This window comes from Microbacterium sp. ARD31 (genome assembly GCF_031844425.1).
In genome coordinates, this window is record NZ_JAUZVE010000018.1 from 1 (window position 1) to 13,593 (window position 13,593).

A 13,593-nucleotide genomic window follows, 5' to 3' on the forward strand; every position below is an offset into this window, starting at 1 on the left:
ACGACGAACGAGCGGGTCACGAGCGCCGCGACACGCGCCGGAGCGAAGCGGAGGCGCCACCTAATACGTCTGGCGGAGCACCAGCACCGAGTGCGCCTGGAGCTCCAGCGACCCGCCCGCGACCACGGGGGTGCCGAGGGCCACGTCGGCGTTGGTGGAGAGCACGACCTCGCCGTGGTGGACCCACTTGTTGGCGGGCAGGGTCAGCTGGACGTCCTCGCCGCCGGCGTTGAGCCAGATCATGAACGACGTGTCGCGCACCTGCTCCCCGCGCGGGCCGGGGGAGCGCAGCGGCGAGCCGTTGAGGAACATCCCGACCGTGCGGCAGCCGTCGTCGTTCCAGTCGTCGGTCGACATCTCCCGGCCGCTCGGGTGCACCCAGACCACGTCCTTGATGCCGCCCTTGATCGTGGGGCGCCCCTCGAACCAGTGCCGCTGCCGCAGCACGGGGTGCTCGCGCCGCAGCCGGAGCGCGGTCTTGGTGATCTCGTAGACGTCGAGCCACGCGTCGTCGGGACGCCAGTCGATCCACGACGTCTCGTTGTCCTGGCCGTAGGCGTTGTTGTTGCCGCGCTGGGTGCGACCGCGCTCGTCACCCGCGGTGAGCATCGGCACGCCGCTGGAGAAGCACAGCGTGGCCATGAGGTTGGCGGCCTGCCGGCGGCGCACGGCGATGATCGCCTCGTCGTCGGTCTCGCCCTCGACGCCGCAGTTCCACGAGCGGTTGTTGTCGGTGCCGTCGCGGTTGTCCTCGCCGTTGGCCTCGTTGTGCTTGTCGTTGTAGGACACGAGGTCGCGCAGCGTGAAGCCGTCGTGGGCGGTGATGAAGTTGACCGAGGCGTACGGCGAACGGCCGTCGTCGGCGTACAGGTCGCTGGAGCCGGCGAGCCGGGTCGCCACGGTGCGCACGCCGTCGGACCGGCCGCGCCAGAAGTCGCGCATGGTGTCGCGGAACTGGTCGTTCCACTCGATCCACGGCGGCGGGAACTCGCCAACCCGGTAGCCGTCCATCGAGGCGTCCCACGGCTCCGCGATGAGCTTCACGTGGCGCAGGATCGGGTCCTGGCCGATGGCGGTGATGAGGTGGCTGCCCATGTCGACGACCTGGTCGGTGCGCGTCAGCGCGCTCATCAGGTCGAAGCGGAAGCCGTCGACGTGCATCTCGGTGACCCAGTAGCGCAGCGAGTCCAGGATCATCCGGAGGCTCTGGGTGTGGGTGGCGTCGACGGTGTTCCCGCAGCCGGTGACGTCCCAGTAGGTGTCGGGCATCGGGTCCTCGCCCGCGTCGGCCACCGGCGCCCGGACGACGCGCTGGTAGTAGCCGAGGTCGTCGAGGCCGCGGAAGCTGAGCGTCGGCCCGAGCGGTCCGGCCTCGGCGGTGTGGTTGTAGACCACGTCGAGGATGACCTCCAGGCCGGCGGCGTGGAAGTCCTTGACCATCTGCTTGAACTCGGTGACCTGCTGGCCGCGGTCGCCGGCATGGGCGTAGCCGTTGTGCGGGGCGAAGAAGGAGATGGAGTTGTAGCCCCAGTAGTTGACCAGCCCGCGCTCGGCCAGCGCCGGCTCGGAGACGAACTGGTGGACGGGGAGGAGCTCGACCGCTGTGATGCCGAGGTCCTTGAGGTAGTCGGTGACGGCCGGCGTGGCGAGGCCGGCGTACGTGCCGCGCAGCTCCTCGGGCACGCGGTCGTGCAGCTGGGTCATGCCCTTGACGTGCAGCTCGTAGATGACGGTGTCGCGCCAGCGGCGGCGCGGCGAGGTGTCCGCGCCCCACTGGAAGTCGTCGTAGACGACCACGCTGCGTGGCACGTACGGCGCCGAGTCGAGCTCGCTGATCGTGTCGGGGTCGCCCTTGGCGTAGCCGAAGATTGCGTCGTCCACGAGCAGGTCGCCCGACACGGCCTTGCCGTAGGGGTCGAGGAGCAGCTTGTTGGCGTTGAACCGCAGGCCGGCGTCGGGGTTCCATGGCCCGTGGGCCCGGTAGCCGTAGCGGGTGCCGGGGGAGACGCCGGGGAGCGCGCCGTGCCACACGCCCAGCGAGTGCTCGGTGAGCAGGTGGCGCACCTCGGTGCCCTCGTCGTCGAACAGGCAGACCCACACCTGCTCGGCCGCCGGGGCGTAGACCGCGAAATTCGTCGACTCGTGCGACCAGGTCGCGCCCAGGGGGTAGTGGCGACCCGGCCAGACCGTCATGGTCTCGCCGTCGTGGTTCCAGACAGAGGTCTCGGGGGGCGGTGTCACGCGGGTCATTGTCGTCGAGCCGGGCGCGCGCGGCACAATGCGGCATCCCACACGTGTGTCGCGCCGCCCACCGGCGCCGACCTGTTCTCGATGATGAGGAGCCACCCATGGAGTTCGTCTCGATCGACGTGACCGACGGGGTCGCGGTCCTGCGCCTCGACCGACCGAAGATGAACGCCATCAGCGTCCAGGTGCAGTCCGACCTGCGCGAGGCGGCCGCCGAGCTCACCGAGCGCGACGACGTGCGTGCCGTGGTCCTGTGGGGTGGTGAGCGGGTCTTCGCCGCTGGCAACGACGTCAAGGAGATGGCCGACCTGTCGTACGCCGACATGGTCAAGGTCTCCGGCTCGGTGAGCTCGGCGACGACCGCCATCGCCCGCATCCCCAAGCCGGTCATCGCCGCCGTCAACGGGTACGCCCTCGGCGGCGGGTGCGAGCTGGCGCTGTCCGCGGACCTCCGATTCGCCGCCGAGGACGCAGTCCTCGGGCAGCCCGAGGTGCTCCTCGGGATCATCCCCGGCGCCGGCGGCACCCAGCGCCTGGCCCGGCTCGTCGGCACCGCCCGCGCGAAGGACATCATCTTCACCGGCCGCTTCGTCAAGGCCGACGAGGCGCTGCGCATCGGCCTGGTGGACCGCGTGGTGCCTGCCGAGAAGGTGCTCGAGGAGTCCGTGGCCTACGCCGCGCAGTTCAGCGGCGCGGCGGCGCTGGCGATCCGGGCGGCCAAGGAGTGCATCGACCGGGGGAGCGAGGTCGACCTCGAGACCGGCCTGGAGATCGAGCGGCAGCAGTTCGCCGCCGTCTTCGCGACCGAGGACCGTACCCGCGGCATGACCTCGTTCGTTGAGAACGGGCCGGGCAAGGCGACCTTCGTGGGGCGCTGACACCGGGTACGCTCCGGCAGCCCGCCCGAGCGACCGCACGTCGCCGTGACGAACCGAAGGAGACCGACCAGTGGACAAGCTCCGGGGAACCCTGGCCCAGATCGTGTGGATCGTGAGCGCCCTCTCGGCGCTGCTGCTCGCCATGGGCGCGCTGCTGATCGCGCTCGAGGCCAACCGGTCCAACGACGCGGTCGACCTGATCCTGCGCGCGGCCAACGTCGTGGACCTCGACGTCTTCTCGCGCAGCGACGGGATCAAGCAGTTCCGCGGGGAGGGCGCCGACACCAAGAACGCGCTGTTCAACTGGGGCCTCGGGGCGATCGCCTGGCTGGTGGCCGGGCGGCTGGTGAGCAAGCTCATCAAGTCCTGAGGACGCGGGCCGGTCGCCCGGTGCGGTGACCGGGCTCGGTGAACATGCGTACCGCATCGTGGGACGGGGTGTACCTCAGTGTGTAACTGGATGTCACAGTTCCCGGGCGACCACCGGACCAGGGAGGGACGGTGGCGCTGACCCGATGTTCCTTGGGAGGGAATACGCATGCACCTGAAGTCCAGCCTCGCCGCACTCGGCATCGCCTCGCTCGTCGCCACCGGCCTCGGCGCCGTCCCCGCGGGCGCGGCCTCCGGCAACCTCGTCTTCGTCTGCAACACCGTGCTTGGTGACAAGGAGTTCATCACCACCGCCGACACCGACCTGCCCGCCACCCTCGCCACCGGTGCTTCCGCGCCCACCAACGTCACGGCGAAGGTGACGATCCCCGACGACGTCCGCAACGCGGTCTACACGATCTTCGGGGCCAGGAAGGTCGCCGGCACGGCCAAGATCAAGGCCACACAGAACGGCGCCGCCCTGCCGGAGATCGCCGCCACGGTGGCGAGCGCCGACCTCCCCGCGTCGGGCCCGGTCACCGTCACCGCGACCGGCGCCGGACCGACGTTCGCCCCGACCGCCGCCGGGACCTACGTCCTCAAGGCCGCCAGCTACACCGCCTCCTTGGTCTTCAAGAAGGAGGACGGGTCCGACGCGTACACCGCCGACGTCAGCTGCACGCCGAAGGCCACGACGCCCGCCCAGGACCTGACGGTCGACACCGTCACGGTCTCCGACACCGGTACGCCGCCGGTGCCCGGGACGCCCGCCGTGCAGGCGACCACCACCAAGGTGAGCGGGAAGTACTCCGCCAAGCAGTCGAAGATCGTGGCCAAGGTCAAGGTCGGCTCGGCCGACAACGCGGCCACCGGCAAGGCGAAGGTCAAGGTCACCCGCGGCACGAAGAAGGTCAAGAGCCTCCGGGTCGAGGTGAAGGCCGGCAAGGCCAAGGTCGTGGTCCCCAAGGTCACCAAGCCGGGCACGTACACGATCACCGTGTCCTACGCCGGTGACGCGACGCACGCGGCGTCGACGGGCAAGGCCAAGGTCAAGGTCCGCTGACGCAGGTCCGCTGACGCGTGACCCCCTGCCCGTGACCTACGCTCCGGGCAGGGGGTCCCACATGTCTCGAGCACTCGTGCGCCCGCGCAAGGCCCACGCGGCCGTCGCGGCTGCCCTCGGCATGGCGGTCGCCGCCGCGACGACGCACCCGGCGTCGGCCGCCCTGCCGTCGAGCACCCCGTCGAGCACCACCCTCGTGCTCGGCACGACCCAGTCGGCCTACGGCGAGCCGGTCACCGCCTCCGCCGCGGTGACCACGGCCTCGGGCCCGGCCCCGGGTGACGTGGTGGTCTCCGTCGACGGCGTCGCCTTCAGGACGACCCTTGGCGCGAACGGCACCGCCGCCCTCGTCCTTCCGCCTGTCGCGGCCGGGGCCCACGCCGTGCAGGCGACGTACCTGCCCCAGGACCCGCTGCTGCACGACGGCAGCACGTCGTCGACGGTGACCTGGCAGGTCACCCAGGCGCGCACCCGGCTCCGGGTGGACGTCACGGGCAAGCGCCGGCGCGCCCCGATCGCGGTCCGGGTGCGGGCCGCGGGCGAGCACGGCACCGCCCCGTCGGGCCGGGTGCGCATCGTCGTACGGCGTGCGGGCCGGACCGTGCGCGTCGCGCGAGGAGAGCTGGACCGCGGCGTCGTCGGCGGCCGGCTGTTCCTGGACCCCGGGCCGTCCCGCGCCGGCCGCTACCGCGTCGAGGTCGCCTACCGCGGCGACGCCGACCACCTGGCCGCCACCCGCAACGTCCGCTTCCGCATCCGCTGACGCGGTGGCCGAGGGAAGCCTCTCCGGCGGCTGCGGACCGTGACAGTGTCACTGTGACTGACCCCACCCGGGCGGCCATTCCGGTCGCGGGTGACCGGCTAGTAGCCTCACGAGCACATCCGAGTGCACAGGAGGGGCCGCGAGGCCACACCACCATGAACATTGTTGTCTGTGTGAAGTACGTGCCGGACGCCACGGCCGACCGCAAGTTCGAGGACGACAACACCGTCGACCGCGTCGGTGTCGACGGGCTGTTGTCCGAGCTGGACGAGTACGCCGTCGAGCAGGCGCTGCAGTTCCGCGAGAAGCGCGAGGGTGAGGAGATCACCGTCACCGCGCTGACCGTCGGGCCGGAGAAGGCCGTCGACGCGGTGCGCAAGGCGCTGCAGATGGGTGCCGACTCCGGCGTCCACGTCGTCGACGACGCGATCGCCGGCTCCGACTACCTCGGCACCTCGCTGGTGCTCGCGAAGGCCGTCGAGAAGATCAAGGCCGACTCCGGCGCCGACCTGGTCGTGTGCGGCATGGCCTCGACCGACGCCGCCGGCTCCGTCGTCCCGGCGATGCTCGCCGAGCGCCTCGGCCTGCCGCAGGTCACGCTCGCCTCCGTCGTGGAGTCGCAGGGCGACCAGGTCCGCATCAAGCGCGACAACGAGGGCTCGACCGAGGTCATCGGCGCGACGCTCCCGATCGTGCTGTCCGTGACCGACCAGTCGGGCGAGGCCCGCTACCCCTCGTTCAAGGGCATCATGGCGGCCAAGAAGAAGCCGCTCGAGACGTGGTCGCTGACCGACCTGGGCCTCGACGCCGACCAGGTCGGCCTCTCCGTGGCCTACACGCAGGTCGAGGAGACCACCGCCCGCCCGCCGCGCACGGCCGGCGAGATCGTCACCGACGAGGACGGCTCGGGCGCCACCGCGCTGGTCGACTTCCTCGCGTCCAAGAAGTTCATCTGAGGAGCCTGCGAGATGTCTGAAGTTCTTGTTGTGGTCGACCACGCCGACGGCGAGGTCAAGAAGCCGACCTACGAGCTGCTCACCATCGCCCGCCGCCTCGGCGAGCCGTCCGCGGTGTTCTTCGGCTCGCCCGAGCAGGGCGACGCCGTGGCCGAGAAGGTGAAGAAGTACGGCGCCGCGAAGGTCTACGTCGTCGACGACGCCCAGATCAAGGGCTTCCTCGTGGCGCCCAAGGCCGAGGCGCTGCAGCAGCTGGCCGAGAAGACCAGCCCCGCCGCGGTGCTGCTGCCCTCCACGTTCGAGAACAAGGAGGTCGCCGGTCGCCTGGCGATCAAGCTGGGCTCGGGCCTGATCACCGACGCCGTCGACGTCGCCGAGGGTGGCGTGACCACCCAGTCGGTCTTCGCCGGCAACTACACCGTGCAGGCGAAGGTCACCACGGGCACGCCGATCATCACCGTGAAGCCGAACTCTGCCGCCCCCGAGGAGGCCGAGGGCGCCGGTGCGGTCGAGGCGTTCGCCGCGACGATCTCCGACGCCGCCAAGGGCGCCCAGGTCGTGGCCACCCAGCCGCGCCAGTCCACCGGCCGCCCCGAGCTCACCGAGGCCGCGATCGTGGTCTCCGGCGGTCGTGGCACGGGCGGCAACTTCGAGCCGGTCGAGGGCTTCGCCGACAGCCTCGGTGCCGCCGTGGGTGCCTCGCGCGCCGCGGTCGACTCGGGCTGGATGCCGCACGCCTTCCAGGTCGGCCAGACCGGCAAGACGGTCTCGCCGCAGCTCTACGTCGCCAACGGCATCTCCGGCGCGATCCAGCACCGCGCCGGCATGCAGACCTCGAAGACGATCGTCGCGGTCAACAAGGACCCCGAGGCGCCGATCTTCGAGCTCGTCGACTTCGGTGTCGTGGGCGACCTCCACACCGTGCTGCCCGCCGCGACCGAGAAGGTCAAGGAGCGCAAGGGCTGACCTGCGCGCCACTCCGTACGACGAACGCCCCCGGCCGCTGCGGCCGGGGGCGTTCTGCCGTGCGGGGCTCAGTAGCGGCTGCGACGCACGGTCCACGCGCCATCGCGCCGGACGATCCGCACCGTGTAGCGGTGGTCGCGGCCGCCGGCGATCTCGAAGCGGTAGGGCAGGTCGTAGGTCGACGCGCGGGCAGCGGTGCAGGTGCGGGGCGGGGTCGGGAGGGACGTCCGGGACAGCCGGTACCACCCGTCGGCCGACGAGTGCTGCAGCACGGTCGGCCAGCCGCGGTGACGACCGGCCGAGGTGAGGAGCACGGCTCCGTTCGGGCCGTCCGGGACGACCACGTCGCAGCGACCGGGAACACCGCCGGCCAGCGTGACCACGCCCCGCTCGGGCGAGATGACGTAGGACCGGTCGCGCGCCGGAAGGGCGACGTACGTCCCGTCGGGCGACAGGCCGCGCCTGTTCCAGTCGCCGCGGACAGCTCGCCAGGTCACGCCGTCCTGCGTGGTGAGCACGACCTTGGCGCGACGACCGCACACGAGGCCGATGGCCAGCACGCCGAGGGGCTCCGCCGTCGAGCGGTCCGACCAGCTGCACCTGGCGCGGGCGGTGAAGATCGTCGACGGCGGACGCCAGGACTGCGACTGCGGCTCGTAGGACTGGGCCTGCACGGTCCGGCGGCTCGTCGACCCGAGGGCGACGAGGGGGAGCCCCGGCGCGCTGATGAGCTCCCGGTCGAGGGCGCGCCACGTCTGGTAGAGCCCCGGTGCGTCGATCGGGGCGACCTCCGTGACGGTCCACGTCGATGCAGCGTCGGGCCGGGAGACGACCGCTCGCCCGGCAGGATCGCCGAGGGTGCCCAACCAGACCGTGTCCGAGTCCACGTTGGCCAGCCCGGCCTCGGTGCAGGAGAAGGGGACCGCGACCTCCTGACGGAGCGGCGCGGCGTCCCCGGTGCGCGACAGCACCACGAGTCGGGACGGCCGACCCGCACACGTGCCGTACGCGAACGACACCTGCTCGCCGTCGGTGATCGTCGCGGTGACGCTGTACTCCTGGCCCTTCGCGCGCAGCGCGTGGTCGCTCCAGCCGGCCGGGGTGCGGGTGGTGTAGCGCTGGTGCATCGGCCACACGGCCTTCTGGCCGTCGGGCGAGATGCCGGGCTCCTCGTGGGCCTCGCCGTCGAGGGTGTACGACGACCACGTGACGCCGTCGGGCGACCACAGCGCCTGCGAGGAGACGGGCGCCGTGTCCTCGGACCAGCCACCGGTGTCGCACAGCGCGATGGCTGCGACGGCGCCGTTGGCGGTGCGCGCGTCGACGCTCCCGCAGCTCAGTTCCTTCTTCCGCACCACGTCGAGGCGCGGCCCCCACGTCCCCGTCGCCGCGTCCCAGCGCCGCGAGTGCACGGCGCGGTGGTCCGTCGCCGCCCAGATCCGCAGCCGGTCACCGTCGGCCATGGCGAGCTCGACGCCGCCCTCGATCTCCTCCGGCAGCTGGGTCGCTGGCGCAGCCAGCGGTGCGGGCTCGGCGCCCACCGTCGAGCCCGACAGGACAGCCGCTGCCGTCGCCAGCGCGACGACCACCCCCGTGATGCGAGACATGGGGCCACCCTAGGCCCGCCGGACCTAGGCTGAGAGGCATGAGCAGCGAGGATGCGGTCCGCGAGGTCGCCGGCCGGGCACGGACGGCGAGCCACGAGCTCGCCACGGCGACCCGGGCGACCAAGGACGCCGCGCTGCGCGCGATGGCCGACGCGCTGGTCGCCTCGGCCCCCGAGATCCTCGCCGCCAACGCCGAGGACGTCGCCCGTGCGGAGAGCGGCGGCACCCCGGCCAACATCGTCGACCGGCTCCGCCTCGACGACGCGCGGCTCGCGGCGATGGCGCAGGGGCTGCGCGACGTGGCCGGCCTTCCCGACCCCGTGGGGGAGGTGCTGCGGGGCAGCACGCTCGCCAACGGGCTCGAGCTGCGACAGGTGCGGGTGCCGTTCGGGGTCGTCGGGATGATCTACGAGGCGCGTCCCAACGTCACCGCCGACGCCGCGGGGATCTGCCTCAAGGCCGGCAACGCGGTCCTGCTGCGTGGGTCCTCCAGCGCCCGGTCGAGCAACGCCGCGATCGTGGCCGCGATGCGCGGCGCGCTGGCCGGCAGCGGCCTGCCGGAGGACGTCGTACAGCTGGTGCCGGGGGAGACGCACGACAGCGTCAAGGCGCTGATGCGGGCCCGGGGCCTCGTCGACGTGCTGATCCCGCGCGGCGGCGCCGGACTGATCCGCAGCGTCGTGGAGGAGTCGACGGTGCCGGTCATCGAGACCGGCGTGGGCAACTGCCACGTCTACGTCGACGCCTCGGCCGACCTCGAGCAGGCGCTCGCGATCGTGCTGAACGCCAAGACCCAGCGCACCAGCGTCTGCAACGCCGCCGAGTCGCTGCTCGTGCACGAGGACGTCGCCGACGAGTTCCTGCCGAGCGTGATCGAGGCGCTGCAGGGGGCCGGCGTCACCATCCACGGCGACCACGCCTTCGCAGAGTACGACGACGTGGTGGCCGCGACCGAGGAGGACCACGGCGCGGAGTTCCTCGCCCTCGAGATCTCCGCGGCGGTCGTGCCGGACGTCGAGGGTGCCATCGAGCACATCCGCCGCTACTCCTCCGGGCACACCGAGGCGATCGTGGCCCGCGACCAGGGGACGATCCGCCGCTTCGTCGCCGCGGTCGACTCCGCGGCGGTCGTCGTCAACGCGTCCACGCGCTTCACCGACGGGGGCGAGTTCGGCTTCGGCGCCGAGATCGGGATCTCCACCCAGAAGCTGCACGCGCGGGGCCCGATGGGCCTGCCCGAGATGACCTCGAGCAAGTACGTCGTCGTCGGAGACGGCCACGTGCGCTGACGCGCGCTGCCAGACGATAGGATCGCGCCCATGCTGAGCACCGTCACCACGCTTGCCGCCGAGACCGCCGAGCACGGCGAGCCTGCGCTCCACCCCTACGTCGTGGGTGGCATCGCGCTGGCCATCCTGCTCGTCCTGCTGCTGGCAGTGATCTCCTTCGGTGGCGGCCGCGAGCACAGCTGATCCCGTGCCGGACCGGAAGGCACCGCGCCGCATCGGCGTGATGGGTGGCACCTTCGACCCCATCCACCACGGACACCTCGTGGCGGCCTCGGAGGTGCAGGCCTGGTTCGACCTCGACGAGGTGCTCTTCGTCCCCACTGGCGACCCCTGGCAGAAGAGCGACCGCCAGGTGACCCCCGCCGAGCACCGCTACCTCATGACCGTCGTCGCGACGGCGGCCAACCCGCGCTTCAACGTCTCCCGCGTCGACATCGACCGCGCGGGCAAGACGTACACCATCGACACCCTCCGCGACCTGAAGGCCGAGATGCCCGACGCGGAGCTGTTCTTCATCACCGGCGCCGACGCGCTCGCCGACATCTTCACCTGGCGCGACGCCGAGGAGCTCTTCGAGCTCGCCAACTTCGTCGGGTGCACCCGGCCCGGCTACGCCATGGACCCCGAGGCGCTCGCGCGGATCCCGGCCGAGCGGGTCACCATGGTCGAGATCCCGGCCCTTGCGATCTCCTCGACCGACTGCCGCGAGCGCAAGCGGCGCGGCGAGCCGGTCTGGTACCTCGTCCCCGACGGCGTGGTCCAGTACATCGCCAAGCACGACCTCTACGCCGCCACCAGCACCACCACCAGCACCACCGCCAGCACCACCGCCAGCAAGGACTCCGCATGACTGCCACCGACCACGCCCTCGAGCTCGTCGCCGTCGCCGCCCAGGCCGCGCACGACAAGAAGGCCGACCAGGTGCTGGCCTTCGACGTGAGCGACCAGCTCGCGATCACCGACGCCTTCGTGCTGGCCAGCGCCAACAACGAGCGGGCCGTCGGCGCGATCGTCGACGAGGTGGAGGAGAAGCTCCGTGACGCCGGCGCCAAGCCGATCCGCCGGGAGGGCCACAAGGAGGGCCGCTGGGTGCTGATCGACTACGGCGAGATCGTCGTGCACGTCCAGCACGAGGAGGAGCGCTCCTTCTACGCCCTCGAGCGCCTGTGGAGCGACTGCCCGCTCATCCCGCTCGACCTGTCGTGAAGCGGCTGGTCCTGCTCCGGCACGGCCGGACCGAGTGGAACGACACGCGGCGCGCCCAGGGGCACGCCGACATCCCACTCGACGAGCAGGGCCGGGCCCAGTCCAAGGCGGTGGCGCCGGTGCTGGCCGCGATGGCGCCCGTCGCGGTGTGGAGCTCGGACCTCTCCCGGGCCGCGCAGACGGCGGCCCACGTCGCCGCGGAGGCGGGCCTCGAGCCCGTCCTCGACCCGCGCCTGCGTGAGTTCGACATCGGCCCGAACCGCACCGGCCTCACCAGCGAGGAGTACGCCGCCGCCCACCCCGAGGAGCACGCCCTGCTGCTCGCCGGCGACGACGCCGCGATCCCCGGCCGGGAGACCGACGACGACGTCCTCGCGCGCTTCCTGCCCGCCCTGACGTCGTACGCCGACGCGCTCGGCGAGGGCGAGACCGGCATCGTCGTCTCCCACGGCGCCGCGCTGCGGGTCTGCGTGCCGGCGTTCCTCGGGCTGGCCGACCCCGGCGAGGCCCTCGGCGTGCTGTCCAACTGCGGCTGGATCGAGCTCGAGCACGCGGCCTCCACCTGGACGGGCGGCGTGGAGCGCTGGCGCCTCACCGCGTGGAACCGCGTGGTGCTGTGAGCGACCGGGCCCGCGAGGTCGACCTGCGGCTCAGCCGGCAGCTGGCCCGGGTGATGGACGACGCGGTGACGGTGCCCGGCACCCGCTTCGGCGTCGGGCTCGATGCCGTGCTCGGCCTGCTGCCCGGCATCGGCGACGCCGTCGGCAGCGCGCTGTCGACCGTCATCGTGCGCGACGCGATCCTGGCCCGGGTGCCGATGACCGTGCTCGCCCGGATGGCGCTCAACCTCGTCGTCGACGCCCTCCTCGGACTGGTCCCAGGGGTGGGCGACCTCCTCGACGTCGCCCACCGCGCCAACCGCAAGAACCTCCACCTGCTGCTCCGCGAGGTCGAGAAGCAGCCGCTGCGCGAGCCCCCCACCGCGGCCTACGTGGCTGGTGCCGTCGCCCTCACGGTCGTCCCCGTGCTCGCGGGCGTGGCCGTCGCGATCCTCTCGATCTGGCTCCTGGTGCGCTGGATCAGCTGAGGGGGGGCCCCGATTTCACGTCGGCAGGACTGTCGGCTAGTGTTCTCGGCTGTTGGGGCTGTGGCGCAGCTGGTAGCGCATCTGCATGGCATGCAGAGGGTCAGGGGTTCGAGTCCCCTCAGCTCCACCAACCAGGAGGCCGGATCCGCGAGGGTCCGGCCTCCTGTCATCTCAGGGTGCGCGCCGCAGCGCCTCCACGACGGCCGCCATGTCGTCGGCGCCGAAGCCGAGGGCGGAGGAGCGGGTGTACAGCTCGTGGCTCTGGCGGGTCATGGGGGCGCGCGCACCTGCCTGCTCGGCGAGGTCGAGGACCAGCCGGCAGTTGCGTGCGACGTCGTCGATCGCGGTCTGCGGCGCGTAGTCGTGCCCGAGCATGGCGGCGAGGCGCAGCCTGGACACGGCGCTGGCCATCGGGCCGGAGTCGAGCACGCGGTGGAGCACCTCGAGGTCGACCCCGCTGCTCTCGGCGAGGTGGACGGACTCGGCGAGGGCAGCGACCAGGCTGACGAGGAAGGCGTTGACCGAGAGCTTGGTGGCGGTGGCGGCCGGCACCGCCCCGCACCGTACGACGTCCCGGCTGGTGGGGGAGAGCAACCGCTCGACGGCGTCGAGGTCGCCGTCGCCCGCCAGCATGACCACCAGCTCGCCGCGCTGGGCTGGCACGCGCGACCCTGACACCGGCGCCTCGACGTAGCGCCCGCCCGCCTCCCGGACCCGCTGGTGGAACGCCACAGCGGCGCTGGTCGAGACCGTGCCGAGGTTGACGATGGTGCGCACCTCGAGGGGATGGGCGAACCCCGTGCCGTCCCAGCCGAGGACCTCCTCCAGGGCGGTCGCGTCCGCGAGCATGAACAGCACCATGTCGCACCGGTCCAGGACCTCCCCGACGTCACCTGCGCCCTCGGCCCCGGCACGCACCAGGTCGGCCACCCGCGCCGGGCGCCGCGTCCACACCACGAGCCGTTCCCCGGCCCCCAGCAGGTTCCGTGCGATCGGCTCACCCATGTGCCCCAGCCCGACGAACCCGACCGGCTTCGCGTCGACCATCGTGTGCCTCCCTCGCAGGTGTCGAGTCGATGACACCAGCACCCGCAGGCGCTTGTCGCTGGCCACCTCGACGACAGTGGCTTCCTCGCTTCGGCGGAAACGACGGGGCGGTGGC

At 72.1% G+C, this 13,593-nt stretch carries 15 protein-coding genes and 1 tRNA gene; 13 read left to right on the forward strand and 3 right to left on the reverse strand.

Annotated features, from left to right (window positions below; translation table 11 throughout):
* Positions 1-60: 60 nt before the first annotated feature.
* Positions 61-2,241, reverse strand: coding sequence for a glycogen debranching protein GlgX (gene glgX / locus Q9S36_RS29510; RefSeq protein WP_311288401.1), 2,181 nt, complete (start codon positions 2,239-2,241; stop codon positions 61-63).
* A gap of 107 nt (positions 2,242-2,348) precedes the next feature.
* Between glgX and Q9S36_RS29515 the strand changes: the two genes are divergently transcribed.
* The 6 genes from Q9S36_RS29515 to Q9S36_RS29540 all read left to right on the forward strand — a co-directional run bounded on the left by Q9S36_RS29515 (position 2,349) and on the right by Q9S36_RS29540 (position 7,242).
* Positions 2,349-3,125, forward strand: a complete 777-nt coding sequence (locus Q9S36_RS29515; RefSeq protein ID WP_311288402.1) for an enoyl-CoA hydratase-related protein — start codon at positions 2,349-2,351, stop codon at positions 3,123-3,125.
* Between the two features lie 70 nt (positions 3,126-3,195).
* Entirely contained in the window at positions 3,196-3,495 is a 300-nt protein-coding gene (locus Q9S36_RS29520) for a hypothetical protein (RefSeq protein ID WP_311288403.1), read from the forward strand.
* A 168-nt stretch (positions 3,496-3,663) separates the two neighbouring features.
* Complete coding sequence (locus tag Q9S36_RS29525) at positions 3,664-4,557, forward strand: DUF6801 domain-containing protein (protein WP_311288404.1); 894 nt, start codon at positions 3,664-3,666, stop codon at positions 4,555-4,557.
* Positions 4,558-4,618: 61 nt separating this feature from the next.
* A complete protein-coding gene (locus Q9S36_RS29530) occupies positions 4,619-5,320 on the forward strand; it encodes an Ig-like domain-containing protein (RefSeq protein ID WP_311288405.1) in 702 nt (233 codons plus the stop codon).
* Positions 5,321-5,475: 155 nt separating this feature from the next.
* Positions 5,476-6,276: an electron transfer flavoprotein subunit beta/FixA family protein gene (locus tag Q9S36_RS29535; protein ID WP_311288406.1), complete on the forward strand. Its 801-nt coding sequence runs from the start codon at positions 5,476-5,478 to the stop codon at positions 6,274-6,276.
* Positions 6,277-6,288: 12 nt separating this feature from the next.
* The gene (locus Q9S36_RS29540; RefSeq protein ID WP_311288407.1) at positions 6,289-7,242 is read left to right on the forward strand and encodes an electron transfer flavoprotein subunit alpha/FixB family protein; all 954 of its coding nucleotides are present in this window, start codon (positions 6,289-6,291) and stop codon (positions 7,240-7,242) included.
* Positions 7,243-7,310: 68 nt separating this feature from the next.
* Here the strand turns inward: Q9S36_RS29540 and Q9S36_RS29545 are convergent, their stop codons facing one another.
* On the reverse strand, positions 7,311-8,849 hold the full coding sequence (locus tag Q9S36_RS29545) for a hypothetical protein (protein ID WP_311288408.1): 1,539 nt from the start codon (positions 8,847-8,849) through the stop codon (positions 7,311-7,313).
* A 38-nt stretch (positions 8,850-8,887) separates the two neighbouring features.
* Between Q9S36_RS29545 and Q9S36_RS29550 the strand changes: the two genes are divergently transcribed.
* The 7 genes from Q9S36_RS29550 to Q9S36_RS29580 all read left to right on the forward strand — a co-directional run bounded on the left by Q9S36_RS29550 (position 8,888) and on the right by Q9S36_RS29580 (position 12,561).
* Entirely contained in the window at positions 8,888-10,138 is a 1,251-nt protein-coding gene (locus Q9S36_RS29550; RefSeq protein WP_311288409.1) for a glutamate-5-semialdehyde dehydrogenase, read from the forward strand.
* Positions 10,139-10,168: 30 nt separating this feature from the next.
* Positions 10,169-10,321, forward strand: a complete 153-nt coding sequence (locus tag Q9S36_RS29555) for a hypothetical protein (RefSeq protein WP_311288410.1) — start codon at positions 10,169-10,171, stop codon at positions 10,319-10,321.
* Between the two features lie 4 nt (positions 10,322-10,325).
* Positions 10,326-10,988 (forward strand): nicotinate-nucleotide adenylyltransferase, encoded by a 663-nt coding sequence (gene nadD / locus Q9S36_RS29560; protein ID WP_311288411.1) that lies wholly within the window; start codon positions 10,326-10,328, stop codon positions 10,986-10,988.
* Positions 10,985-11,344 carry a ribosome silencing factor gene (gene rsfS / locus Q9S36_RS29565; RefSeq protein ID WP_311288412.1) on the forward strand — a complete coding sequence of 120 codons (360 nt, stop codon included), beginning with the start codon at positions 10,985-10,987 and terminating at the stop codon, positions 11,342-11,344. Before nadD ends, rsfS begins: the two co-directional genes overlap by 4 nt.
* Positions 11,341-11,964, forward strand: coding sequence for a histidine phosphatase family protein (locus Q9S36_RS29570; protein WP_311288413.1), 624 nt, complete (start codon positions 11,341-11,343; stop codon positions 11,962-11,964). The genes rsfS and Q9S36_RS29570 overlap by 4 nt, the downstream gene beginning before the upstream one ends.
* Positions 11,961-12,431 (forward strand): DUF4112 domain-containing protein, encoded by a 471-nt coding sequence (locus Q9S36_RS29575; protein ID WP_311288414.1) that lies wholly within the window; start codon positions 11,961-11,963, stop codon positions 12,429-12,431. Before Q9S36_RS29570 ends, Q9S36_RS29575 begins: the two co-directional genes overlap by 4 nt.
* 54 nt (positions 12,432-12,485) lie before the next feature.
* Positions 12,486-12,561: transfer RNA gene (locus Q9S36_RS29580), tRNA-Ala, on the forward strand.
* A gap of 41 nt (positions 12,562-12,602) precedes the next feature.
* Here Q9S36_RS29580 and Q9S36_RS29585 read toward each other — a convergent pair.
* Positions 12,603-13,478: an NAD(P)-dependent oxidoreductase gene (locus Q9S36_RS29585; RefSeq protein ID WP_311288415.1), complete on the reverse strand. Its 876-nt coding sequence runs from the start codon at positions 13,476-13,478 to the stop codon at positions 12,603-12,605.
* Positions 13,479-13,593 lie beyond the last annotated feature (115 nt).

Excerpts from the sequence above, each read along its gene's own strand:
- Q9S36_RS29585 (WP_311288415.1), bottom strand. The coding sequence starts at position 13,478 with ATGGTCGACGCGAAGCCGGTCGGGTTCGTCGGGCTGGGGCACATGGGT.
- rsfS (WP_311288412.1), top strand. The coding sequence starts at position 10,985 with ATGACTGCCACCGACCACGCCCTCGAGCTCGTCGCCGTCGCCGCCCAG.
- Q9S36_RS29515 (WP_311288402.1), top strand. The coding sequence starts at position 2,349 with ATGGAGTTCGTCTCGATCGACGTGACCGACGGGGTCGCGGTCCTGCGC.
- Q9S36_RS29545 (WP_311288408.1), bottom strand. The coding sequence starts at position 8,849 with ATGTCTCGCATCACGGGGGTGGTCGTCGCGCTGGCGACGGCAGCGGCT.
- Q9S36_RS29550 (WP_311288409.1), top strand. The coding sequence starts at position 8,888 with ATGAGCAGCGAGGATGCGGTCCGCGAGGTCGCCGGCCGGGCACGGACG.
- Q9S36_RS29525 (WP_311288404.1), top strand. The coding sequence starts at position 3,664 with ATGCACCTGAAGTCCAGCCTCGCCGCACTCGGCATCGCCTCGCTCGTC.
- Q9S36_RS29540 (WP_311288407.1), top strand. The coding sequence starts at position 6,289 with ATGTCTGAAGTTCTTGTTGTGGTCGACCACGCCGACGGCGAGGTCAAG.
- Q9S36_RS29555 (WP_311288410.1), top strand. The coding sequence starts at position 10,169 with ATGCTGAGCACCGTCACCACGCTTGCCGCCGAGACCGCCGAGCACGGC.
- Q9S36_RS29530 (WP_311288405.1), top strand. The coding sequence starts at position 4,619 with ATGTCTCGAGCACTCGTGCGCCCGCGCAAGGCCCACGCGGCCGTCGCG.
- Q9S36_RS29535 (WP_311288406.1), top strand. The coding sequence starts at position 5,476 with ATGAACATTGTTGTCTGTGTGAAGTACGTGCCGGACGCCACGGCCGAC.